The 11,666-nt window shown below is 48.7% G+C and carries 11 protein-coding genes; all 11 read left to right on the forward strand.

What is annotated here, in order from left to right; all coding sequences use genetic code 11:
* The first annotated feature begins 404 nt into the window (after positions 1-404).
* The gene (locus DC28_RS02130) at positions 405-875 is read left to right on the forward strand and encodes a chemotaxis protein CheW (RefSeq protein ID WP_037545268.1); all 471 of its coding nucleotides are present in this window, start codon (positions 405-407) and stop codon (positions 873-875) included.
* A 47-nt stretch (positions 876-922) separates the two neighbouring features.
* Positions 923-1,987 carry a DegT/DnrJ/EryC1/StrS family aminotransferase gene (locus DC28_RS02135; protein ID WP_037545271.1) on the forward strand — a complete coding sequence of 355 codons (1,065 nt, stop codon included), beginning with the start codon at positions 923-925 and terminating at the stop codon, positions 1,985-1,987.
* 94 nt (positions 1,988-2,081) lie between these two features.
* The gene (locus tag DC28_RS02140; RefSeq protein WP_037545273.1) at positions 2,082-2,942 is read left to right on the forward strand and encodes an NAD(+)/NADH kinase; all 861 of its coding nucleotides are present in this window, start codon (positions 2,082-2,084) and stop codon (positions 2,940-2,942) included.
* A complete protein-coding gene (gene recN, locus DC28_RS02145; RefSeq protein WP_037545276.1) occupies positions 2,935-4,629 on the forward strand; it encodes a DNA repair protein RecN in 1,695 nt (564 codons plus the stop codon). The genes DC28_RS02140 and recN overlap by 8 nt, the downstream gene beginning before the upstream one ends.
* 8 nt (positions 4,630-4,637) lie before the next feature.
* Positions 4,638-5,456: a hypothetical protein gene (locus DC28_RS02150; protein WP_037545279.1), complete on the forward strand. Its 819-nt coding sequence runs from the start codon at positions 4,638-4,640 to the stop codon at positions 5,454-5,456.
* Between the two features lie 128 nt (positions 5,457-5,584).
* Positions 5,585-6,745, forward strand: a complete 1,161-nt coding sequence (locus DC28_RS02155) for a hypothetical protein (RefSeq protein WP_037545288.1) — start codon at positions 5,585-5,587, stop codon at positions 6,743-6,745.
* Complete coding sequence (locus tag DC28_RS02160) at positions 6,738-7,619, forward strand: hypothetical protein (RefSeq protein WP_156104539.1); 882 nt, start codon at positions 6,738-6,740, stop codon at positions 7,617-7,619. The genes DC28_RS02155 and DC28_RS02160 overlap by 8 nt, the downstream gene beginning before the upstream one ends.
* A gap of 32 nt (positions 7,620-7,651) precedes the next feature.
* Positions 7,652-8,506: a class I SAM-dependent methyltransferase gene (locus tag DC28_RS02165; RefSeq protein WP_037545292.1), complete on the forward strand. Its 855-nt coding sequence runs from the start codon at positions 7,652-7,654 to the stop codon at positions 8,504-8,506.
* Positions 8,507-8,575: 69 nt separating this feature from the next.
* On the forward strand, positions 8,576-9,319 hold the full coding sequence (locus tag DC28_RS15070; protein WP_052078343.1) for a DUF4912 domain-containing protein: 744 nt from the start codon (positions 8,576-8,578) through the stop codon (positions 9,317-9,319).
* Between the two features lie 16 nt (positions 9,320-9,335).
* On the forward strand, positions 9,336-10,973 hold the full coding sequence (locus DC28_RS02175; RefSeq protein WP_037545294.1) for a glycoside hydrolase family 57 protein: 1,638 nt from the start codon (positions 9,336-9,338) through the stop codon (positions 10,971-10,973).
* Positions 10,974-11,214: 241 nt separating this feature from the next.
* Positions 11,215-11,655: a division/cell wall cluster transcriptional repressor MraZ gene (mraZ, locus tag DC28_RS02180; protein WP_037545296.1), complete on the forward strand. Its 441-nt coding sequence runs from the start codon at positions 11,215-11,217 to the stop codon at positions 11,653-11,655.
* Positions 11,656-11,666 lie beyond the last annotated feature (11 nt).

Consider the following 11,666-nt stretch of genomic DNA (forward strand, 5'->3'; position numbering starts at 1 on the left):
GCGCCCGGTTGGGAGCGATGACGCGAACGCGTCGGAGCGGAGTGTCGCCAGGCTTTTTTTGTCCTGAAACCCTCAGGACAAAAAAAAGCCTGGGAACCTCAAGCCCCAGGCAACGGCCTGGGGCGGAATCGAAGCGGCAGCTCAGCTGACGCGGAGAAGGCTTTTTCTTTTTTGGGCCCGTATGGGCCTTAAAAGAAAAAGGGTCCCTGGCGACGACCGTGAAAGGGGTGTACCGGAGCCTGAGGGCGAGGAACACCGTGAAGGCAGTGAAGGCGCGAAGAGCGCATGAGGGGAGTGTGCTTTGCCTTGCTTACCTCGGCGTGGAGCCGGGCTGGAGGCTGGGTGATCGAGAGTTGCAAATCTCGGGTAAAACGGCTATTCTGTAACTATTACGGAGGATTCGAATGGCTGAAAGACAATTACAACTTGTGACCTTCCAGTTGGGCCAGGAAAGCTACGGCATTGATATAATGGACGTGGAGGGTATTGTTAAGATTGAAGAGATCCGTGACATTCCGAATGCTCCATCCTATGTTGAAGGGATATTTAACCTCCGGGGTGAGATCATCCCTGTGATAAATCTTCATAAACGTTTTCACCTGACTCGCTTGGAGATGACCGAAGAAGATGAATTATTGAGTGGATTCATTATCATCAGCCTGGATGATATGCAATTGGCGGTGATTATTGATAAGGTTTCCCGGGTGGTAACCATTGATCTAGATGAAATACAGCCGCCTCCCCAAATGTTGACGGGTATCGGTGCGGAATATATCCAAGGGGTTGTGAATCGTGATGATTCGTATCTCATAATTCTGGATATTCGAAGAATGTTTAACGTTCGTGAGTTGCAAGCCCTCGAGACGATAGCATAGAAATCACCCTAAAAACAAAGCCTTCCAAAAAAAGAAAGAGAATGTGAATGTCCATACCTGTATTTAGGCCTTCCATAAAACGAAAAGACATGGATTCGGTGTTGAGCTGCATGGTGAGTGATCAACTGTGGCCCGGGCAACAGAATGAAGAGTTGATTACCGCGTTATTAGAGCTATTGGATGCAGATGGTGGTGCAGCGCTGCGAGAACCTGTCACCGCGTACAAGGCTGTGTTTCACGCTCTCTCCTTGGAAGATCGGCCGAAGGTAGCTCTTTCCGTATTATCCTCGGTATCGTTATACAGGGCTATATGTGAGTCTGGCCTGGAACCTGTTTTCCTTGATGTGGACCAGGGATCCGGCCTGGTGGAGGAACAGGTCCTGAAGGATCTTTCCCAAGACCCGAGTATTGGTGCGCTAATAGTGAACACCCCGTTAGGCTTTGTTCCCTCCTATGAGGTTCTGCGGGATCTATCGATCCCCATAATTGAGGATATTTCCCAAGGAATTGGCGGTAGGTATACTGATGATGTACCGGTGGGGGGTATTGGTGATTTTATAATGGTGGGGATGGAGCCCGAGGATGTCATCACTGCTGGCGGTGGGATGGTTGTACTATCCCGCGACAAAAAGCAGACTAAGGCGTTGACGGATGCTGTGTCTGATCTCCCCCAAGAACTCTATTTGTCTGATATGAGCGCCGCCCTTGGCCGAACACAGGTTAAGGAGTTGAAAGGCTTTATTGAGAAACGACGGGAGCTTTTTGAGACCTACATTCGTGCCAGTATGCGAAGCCACCATTCTACCCTGCACCAGCCCGGAGAATCATTGTATGTACCTTATGGGTTTCCGGTGGTAGTTAGGGGTGGTATGAATGAGCCTATTCAGTATGCCAGGAAAAAGGGCGTTGAGACCCAACCTGCGTATCTTCATTCCATATATCAGTTTCTGGCTGAGAAGGAAGTTCTTTCCGAAGAAGAAAAGGAAGCCTTGCCGAGAAAATTCCCTGGGGCATCGGCCTTGCAGCTTTCAACCCTGTTGTTTCCCTTATATCCAGCCTTAACGGGTAAGGAATTTGAAATTATCCAGAAGGTACTGGTTACGTTGCCCTGACATATCCGGTTGGTCTAGGGTATTGTACGCCGTGGGTACTGGGGTATAGGAAGCTCACTTTACAGCGTCGAAACTGAGGGATATAGTTAGGACAATGCTCAATTCTGAAACCTGTAAAAATGTACTGATAATAGCAAATTTGCAAAAAGCAGAGGCTGAGACTATAGCTCAGGAAATCCAATCCTTTCTTGAGAGTCGTGGTATATCTGTCCGGCTCTTCGGTTTCAAAGGGCCGTCAAAAATTCCCCATTATGAATGTATTGATTTAGCTATTACCCTGGGTGGCGACGGCACGGTATTATTTGCAGCACGGTCATTAGTGGATGAGCAGGTACCTATTCTTCCAATAAATCTTGGGAATTTCGGTTTTATAACCGAGGTCGGAAAAGATGATTGGCACGAGGATCTTGATTCCTTTTTACAAGGACGGTTGACCCTTGGGTACCGGAATATGCTGTCCATAGAGGTTGTCCGAAAAAAACAGGTCGTATTTGAAGCAAAAGCCCTAAATGACGTGGTAATTTCTGGAGCAGGCATTTCGAAAATCCTGAATCTCGGCGTAGCGCTCACCCAGACCCAATTAGGGCAGTATCGGGCCGATGGGATTATAGTGGCAACACCTACCGGGTCGACAGCGTACAGTGCTGCCGCTGGGGGACCGATCCTGACTCCAGAATTGGATGCAATGATCTTGAATCCTATCTGTCCGTTTACACTGAGTCACCGACCCCTTGTATTGCCCGGGAATGAGGTGGTTACGGTTCTTGTGGAAGAGGGACAGCGGACGGATGTCATCCTGACCTTGGATGGGCAGCTTGATTGTGCCCTCCAGATTGGGGACCGGGTAAGAATTACCAGGAATGAGAAACGAGTTAAAATACTTTTTTCAGGGAAACGAAACTTTTATGAGGTGTTGCGATCGAAGCTGAATTGGTCGGGAGGGCCTGATGCTTGAAGAATTGTATGTCAAGAATTTTGCTCTCATTGAGGAGGTTCACCTGACTCTCCAAGAGGGATTCACGTGCTTCACCGGTGAAACGGGTGCCGGAAAATCTATCTTAGCTGGTGCCCTCGGATTATTATCGGGAAGCAGGGGAACGGTTGATCAGATTAGGACCGGAGCAGAAGAGGCTGTAGTATCGGGAACATTCGGTGTATCAGATGATCCGAGTATCCTTGAATGGTTAGAAAATCATGGAATACCCTTTGATGACTCCAAGACCGTGATTATTCGACGGCTCTTACGCCGGTCTGGCAAGAGTATGGCCTACATCCAGAATATTCCTACACCGGTTAAGGATCTCACGGAATTTAGCTCCCTTCTATTTGATATGCATGGACAGCATGAGCATCAGAGTCTCTTTGACACCGCATTTCATCGCAGGTATCTGGATAATTTTGGCGGACATGATCACGAGGTACGAAGCTTCGCTATAAAGTTTAGCCAATTAAGTAGTGCTAAAAAGCGCTACGATGCCATGGTTGATGATGCCCAGGAGCGGGAGCGCGAGAAGGAGCTCTTAGCCTACGCTATTGAAGAGATTGATGCTGCCTCACTTCAGCCCCAGGAGGACGAGGAGCTGGAGAAAGAGCGGCAACGCCTCGGGTCAGCTGAAGAACTGCGTAGTCTGACCGAGCAATCCTATGAGGCTTTGCACGAATCTGAGATCGGCATTTTAGGGATATTGTATCGGGTCAAGCAAAACCTACAGCGGATTGTAGGCATGGATACGGATCAGCAAGAACTATCGAAACGGGTTGCAGAGCTTTATTATGAGCTTGAAGATGTAGGACAGGCGATAGGGCATTATAAGGATGGTATTCTCTTTGATCCCGCCCGGTTAGAATGGGTGGAGGAGAGGCTTGATGTCTTGTATCGGTTAAAGAAGAAGTACGGCCCAGAGTTGAGTGATATTCTTGCGTATCGCCAGCAGGCTGAAGATAATCTCGCCCAACTGGAAAACTTTGATGAAAACCGGGAAGCCCTATTGGATCAAATCAAGACTATGGAAAAGGATGTTCTCAGTCTTGCCTCCGAGCTTACAAAAAAACGAAAGACATCTGCGGTCGACATGGAAAAAGAAGTGTCGGGAATTCTCTCAGAATTAAAAATGGGGAAGATCCGGTTTGCTGTGCAGGTTTCACAACGAAAATCGGAGCGGGGTACTCCCTTATGCGGCCTATACGGGGCTGACGAGGTTGAGTTTCTCTTATCTTCGAACCCCGGGGAGCCCCTAAAGCCTATACGGTCCATCGCTTCCGGCGGAGAGATCTCCCGGGTTATGTTGGCAATTAAGTCAGTTTTATCTCAGACAGATAATATCGGGACACTTATTTTTGATGAAATTGATACCGGTATCGGGGGTGAGGTTGCAGTGGCAATTGGCGAATACTTTTCTAAAATTGGACGATTTCGGCAACTGCTCTCTATTACACATCTTGCAAGTATCGCTGTTCGAGCCGATAATCATATCATGATCCAAAAAGTAGAACATAACGACCGAACCTATACGGAGGCAAATCGGATTACCGGGGATGAACGGGTACAGGAAATTGCCCGAATGCTTTCGGGGTTTGCAGAGCGGGATATATCGTTGGATCATGCTAGAAGGCTTTTACAGCAGTATCACCAGAAATTTTAGGGGGGGATATGGGAAAGATAAGTACCGAGGCAAAAAATACCTATGCTGAAAAGGTTAGAGGGTATAAGCAAGAGATTGAACAGATACTCTCTCGGGAAAAAAATATCCTTCAGGTGGTGGAGCGTGATCAGCAGGGCCGAGAATACAAGCTCATTGCTCTTGCCGAGGAGCGGGCGAATCTTGCATCTTTATACCTGTTGTTAAACCGTATCAGTATTGCCCTCCTTGGTATGAAAAGTGAGCCGTTTTTAAACGATGCCCGGAAAAGCTGTTACGAGGCAATAATCCATCTGGAGAATGTTGTGACGGGCCGAATTGATGCCCCCTTCTCAGATTATGAGCAGGCCCATGAGGCTATCGAGGGGTTTACCGATCCCGAACGGTATGATTTGGTTCGTAAAATTGGGTTGACCATTCAGGGGGTAGAACGTGGGTTTGGGGACAACTCAAAATGGAAATGGTCGTTTGTTGAGCTGGAAGGTCGGTTTGCAGCGGTTTCTAAGAATATTATCAATCTGAAATCGGTAGTCGCTGGTTTGGATCCCCGGGTTGATGGGTATCGGGAACGGTTAAAACTCTTAAATCTGGCGAAGAGGTGGCTGATGATTGCGGCGGATCGTTATCGGGAGAAATACGAGCTTTCTACTACAAGAATTGATGATTTTAAAACGGCTATTGCGTTTCTGGCTGCGTTGCGACGTCTTCATATGATGCTTGGTGAGAATGATCAAGCCGAACAAATTCGAAAAAAGGCCGATGTCTGGAAAGCCAAGATGGAGGATGATGAGAAGAGGCTGCAAAACAGCGGTTCTCAGAAACCCGGGTAATCCATCTCTGTATAACTACAATAGGAAGGAAGAACCCTTTCTTAGTCTTTGGCAACCATCAGGTACGGTGTAACGCGAAGTGACTTTTCCTTTGCTATTCGTAGTATTCTCATGTAGTATCTGGGTTTATGGGAAAGCTGTTTGCGCGGATAGTGTTCATCTGCTTGATTCTTAGCTTGATTGCTGTTTTTTTTCTCATTCCCCAGAAGGCTGGGAAGGAGCTCTATTACACCCACCAGTGGATTTCCGAAGAGTCTCAATTGTTCGGCCGATTACCAGGGCAGGGTGGTGGTGAAGCCAGGTATTTTCTGCGTGGTCAGCTAGGTTCCGGAATCCTTGATATCAGCGGCTCAGACATTCACTGGTTCCCCCGATCCACCGTCCTGGCCGGGTCCGGTGACACCGTTGTGCTTTCCGGAATTGATGACTCGGAATATTTGGTTTTTTCTAGAGATACCGGTACAGTCCATACTGTGGCCAATGGGGGTATTCCGTTTATTACCGGGTCCTGGAACCTGTTTCTCCAAGAGGATTATCTGGGGCTCTCTGTGGCTGATTCAAGTTTCTCTTCCGTCAGTGGAAAACTCTCCTGGGCAGCGAGATTAACAGCGCTTTCACCCAAGGATTCCATGCTGGCCATAGGGTTCATGGACGGAGCGGTATGGTTGCTCCAACGTTCAGGAGATGGGCCGGCAGATACCGATCCTGGAGGCGGTCGGCGAAGTGAACCCATTTCCGATACGCCACCAGGAGCAGCTCCTGATGGGTTCTCCATTAGGGTAACTGGACGATTTAGGTATCCCGCCCCTATCCGGGGTTTGGCATGGTATGACGATGGTCAAATTCTCATCTATGCCGGTCAAGAAGATCAGGCCCTGATCCTGCTAGATATAGACTCCGGAGAAGAGCAAAGTATTCCCCTGCCCGGGGATGCCATTCCTGGAGCCGGACTCATTATCCCTATGGATGAAGTCCTAGCCATAGAACGTCGTGGAGAAATACTTGTCCTGGATAATCTCGGAACCGACACCACCAGCGTACGACGCATATCCCATCAGGGCGAACTATTGCTTGCCTTGGGCGAATTCCCCGGGATAGGCATGGCCTTCCAGGTAACAACCCAGGATGGATCGCTCCTTGAGGTGGTTACAGATCATGGTGAAGGGATGTTCATGGTCGATGGATCCTATCTCCATGATGTTATTATGACACCCCAGGGCTATCTATGGGCAGGTGAGGGGTTAATCGGCTATACCTCCTTTTTTTGGAAGGGAGGTGCTGATGGCTAGGCGTATGTGCTGCATGGTGTTGATGGTGCTTCTTGGATTTTCAGTGTTTTCCTGGGACTGGCAGGAGCGTTATCGATCGGCAATAGAACCGTGGTACCCCGGTGACACAAACAATGGTTTTTCTCCTCCGAAGCTGATCCTTCAAACCAACAATTTCAGTATTCTGGAGCATGGGCTGGTTCTTTTTCGATCTGATCGTGCGTTATACGGAAAAACTCGGGCAGGTATGCTTCCCGAGAAGGGAGATTGGGTTTCCATCCTTCAGCCCGGGGGGTTCGTCACCGAGTACCGGACCGATGGGGGAGGAATCGACCTACCACCCTTTAGCATGGAAGTGCAGGCTGGGCAAAAATTAGGAATCACATCGCCTGTCACCGAAGAGGCCTCTCTTTCTATTCTTTTTTTTGACACGGAGAAACGGCGGGTTCTTAATCCCCAGGCTGTTCAGCCCCTGTATATGGATAGCCATGGTCTCGGTATCGAACGAGCGATCTTGGTATCTGATCGTGGCCAGGATGAATCACAGCGACTTATCGGATGGCGGACTGCTCAAGTGCCCTTCGGGTCCGGGGTTTTTCAGGCGGTACTGCGGGGTGGACGTTCCGGTATTCAATCTGTTTCAGTATCCCTTGATGGTGAGGTTATCAGCGCATCAGAGTATGACTATCTCATGGAAAGCGGGGACGAGAGCATTACCACGGGTATTCCGGGGTTTTCAGGGGCCTTGGAGGTGTTGAATTCTCAGGGTGATTCTATGCTGTTTCGGTATAGTACGCGTATTGAAATTCCCCGGGGGGTATCAACAGTTTCTCTTGCGGTGACAGATTATTCCGGGATCAGTTACTCAATTTCCTATCCGTTGATTGGGCGATAACATTCTATGCTGATGGATTAAGGGAGGATAGAGTGAAGACGTTTTCAAAGCAGCCTGGAACCATGGAGAACATGGAGGTGGTGGACTGCCCTATTTGCTCAAGCCGTTTGGTACGGGAGCTCTGGGATTGTGGAGAGTTTGTATTCTCTTCATGTGAGGGATGTGGCCATGTGTATCAGAATCCGAGACCGGCAGCGGGAGATCTCATAGAGAGGTATGACGGGGAATACCTAAGCTATGAGGTTGACAACGATGAGCGTTTTTTTGCTCTGATGAAGCTGGGATTGAAGGATGTGCGGTTCTCTCGCATTGAAGCAGACATAAAAACCCGGAGCAGTGGTACCCCTCGGTTTTTAGATATCGGATGTGCAACAGGAATGCTGGTTCGGCATTTTAAGGATAGGGGCTGGGATGCCCAGGGGGTTGAGGTGTGTACCCCGGCTGCAGAATACGGAAAAACCCACCGAGGTGTTACGATTCATATAGGGACCTTGGAAACCCAGGCTTTTCCTGATCAGTATTTCGATGTGGTTCATTCCAGTCATGTGATAGAGCATGTACCTGAGCCCGGCGAGTATATCGCCGAGCAGGCACGGATCGTCAAATCCCAGGGGTATCTTATCGTTACTACGCCAAACCGTAGCAGCCTTCAGGCTCGGTGGAGGGGCAAGAATTGGCGGAGTGCCATCGCGGATCATGTCCATCTATTTTCACGCCGGCACCTCGGCGCACTGCTGAAACGCCATGGATTTCGGGTTGTCCGGTGGAAAACCTGGGGAGGGGCGCCGGTTGGTACCGCTTCGGGACTGAAGAAGAAGATCCTTGATCGTGGGGCTAAAGTATTTGGATTCGGCGACGTCATGATCTATCTAGCTCAAAAGAGATAGTATTGCCGGACTTTCGGTCTGGCTGGAGCTGGCTTGACACAGTTGCGGCTTTCTTTCTAGGATTACCTCATGACAAAGGATACTATACGGAAGTTGTCTGCGGATGACTTGCGAAAACTTGTTGAGCTATTAGACCTGGATATTGATGATGAACTACTGATTCTTGACTCGGATGAACTTAGGCTGCAAGTCGAAGAACTTATTTTCGAAGAACTGGAAGATACCCGGATAGAGAGGGAGCAAAACAGTACCCTACCGGTTCAGTACCAGGACAAACGATATTCCACCATTGAGGATATTTTCGGAACCGACCGGCCTATTGATTTCGGAAGTTTTGAGTTTCCGGAACAGTACAATGTAACCCGGATTGTTTGTATGCTCCGCGATCCCGCCTGGGTGTTTGCCTACTGGGATATCTCGCTTCATGATCGAAACGTCATGATGGAGGAGCCGAGTTTTCAAGAGGTGAAGCTTCTCATGGAAGAGGTACAGGGCGGTGAATCTGAGGAACGTGAAGCCATCATTGTTGAGATTCCAATCCAGTTGAATGATTCAAAATGGTACATCAATATTCCCCGAAGGGGTACGCACTATCGGGTTTCCTTGGTGGCCGTTTTCTCTAATAAGAACGAGGTATTGGCAAAAAGCGGGGTTTTTACAGTGCCGTCGGGAAGTATATCGAGACAGCTCGATATAATTGAATCGTTTGAAACAGAGGCGTTGCTTGCCCTTTCAGGGCTGGAGAACCTCGGAGTATCTACCTATGAGGGAATACCACAGCGTATTCTCCGTCATATCAATGTGAACGATTAAAAAGGAACAATACGTCATGCAGCAACCCAAGGGATATTTAAATTTTGTTCTCCATGCCCACCTGCCATTTATTCGTCATCCCGAGTATGAAACCTTCCTGGAAGAAACCTGGTTATTCGAAGCTATCTCTGAGACCTATCTTCCCCTGCTACGGATGTTTGACCGGTTGGATGCTGATGGGATTCCAATAAATATTTCAATTTCTTTTTCGCCGACCCTGGTTAGCATGCTGGAAGATCCACTGCTCCAACAACGATACGTCACCTATGTGGAAAAACTCATTCGTTTGGGAGAGAGCGAGGTTGTTAGAACCAAGGGGGATCCTGATTTTGCTCCCCTGGCGGAAATGTACTTGGATTTTTATAGTCGCAATCTGGAGGATTTTACCCAGAAATTTGAGATGCATATCCTCCGTGGTTTTGAGTTCTACTTTAAGAAGGGTAGTATCGAGCTGCTTACGGCTCCGGGTACCTACCCGTTTCTGCCTTTTTATGAGCAGTACCCATCCAATGTCGCGGCACACGTTGAGGCTGCTATTGATACCCACCATCGCGCCTTTGGCAAGGTTCCTAAGGGTATGTGGTTGCCGGAGTGCGGCTACTATCCCGGGCTGGAGGAAATTTTGAAGGACTATGAGATTGAGCATTTTTATACCAGTGCTCATGGTCTGCTCTTTTCTCCCGACATCCCGGTATCCGGGGTGTACGCTCCCGTCCAGACCCCCAATGGACTTGCCGTATTTGGTCGTGATATATCCAGCGCTAATCTAGTCTGGTCATCAGAGCAGGGGTATCCGGGTGATCCGGTATACCGTGATTTTTATCGGGACATCGGACACGATCTTGATTTTGATTACATTAAGCCCTATTTGCACCTGGAAAAAATCCGGGTAAACACCGGGTACAAGTATTTTGCTGTAACCGGGAACACCCCCCAGAAACGAATCTATCGTCCTGAGCGGGCCCAGAAAAAGGTGCGGGAGCACGCGGAGAATTTCATCTACCATCATACCCAGCACATCAATAAGGTTAGTCCCCTCATGAACTCCACTCCAGTCATTACCTGTCCGTTTTCTGCTGAGCTTTTCGGGCACTGGTGGTTTGAGGGGCCGCAGTGGCTTGAAAAGGTCTTAAGAACTGTCCATCAAACCCATGAGTTGGAGTTTATCCTTCCAACCAAATTTCTGGGAAACCAAGATCAGGAATTACAGACGGTTCAACCCATTTTTTCCTCCTGGGGAAACAAGGGCTACGCTGAGGTCTGGCTGGAAGGAAGTAACGATTGGATCTATCGGCATATACACACTGCTATAGAACGCCTTCAGGAAGTGATCGAACGGTTCCCCGATGCTTCCGGTCTTAAGGAGAGGGCGTTGAATCAGGCCGCCCGTGAAATAATGATGGCTCAGAGCCTGGATTGGCCAGTGATCATGCGCTCTGGTACGGCGGAACGCTATGCTGTTAACCGGGTGAAGGAGCATATCGCAAACTTTTATCGGATTTACGATGCCCTGGGGCAAGGGAATCTAGGCACCGAGTGGCTCACCCGGGTAGAGAAGAAGCATAATATTTTCCCCTCCCTTGACTACCGGGTGTTTGCTTCTCGTAGGCTTAAGAAACAGAGAAACCACGGGCATCCCTACGCTATCCGGTAGAGGGCTGAATCCGGGACAGGATTGTCCATACCAAAAAGATGATGTTGTATTGTTTCAAACCGCTCCAGCAAGTAGCTGGGCGGTTTTTTTTACGACCGCTAAAACTATGTTGAGTGAAAATTTCTGAAGGCCTCAAAAAAGTGTATTTATTCTGTCTACAAGGTTGACAGAATTTAGGGATGCTTTAGTATTGGTTCAGTGGGAAAAGGTGGAAAAAAAAGGGAAAAAGTGGTGAGATAGGATGTTAACAGGGGAGTACCGGGTAAGCCTGGATGACAAAGGAAGATTAATAATCCCATCCCGCCTTCGGTCGGCTATCCCGGGAGACAGTCTGGTGTTAACCAGGGGAGTTGACCGCTGCCTTTGGCTTTTTCCCATGGAAGATTGGAGAGCCCTTTCTTCCAGTTTGATGGAGGCTGCAAGCCCGTTTCAGAAAAAAGCGCGGCTTCTGCAGCGCCGGATTATTGCACCGGCTCAAGAGATGGATTTGGATAAACTTGGGCGGGTGAACATCCCCGGTACACTTCAGGAGGCTGCAGGTCTCCAGAAGGATTGTGTGATTCTTGGTATTGAAAAATACCTCGAAATATGGGATCTGGATGAATACCAGAGATACTATGCAGAGACGGAGGAGGAATTCCAGGAAGCGGCTGAAGAACTGGGAGGGCTCGTCTCCTTCTAAAAGTCAATACA

Source organism: Spirochaeta lutea, from assembly GCF_000758165.1.
In the GTDB taxonomy this organism is placed as follows: domain Bacteria; phylum Spirochaetota; class Spirochaetia; order DSM-27196; family Salinispiraceae; genus Spirochaeta_D; species Spirochaeta_D lutea.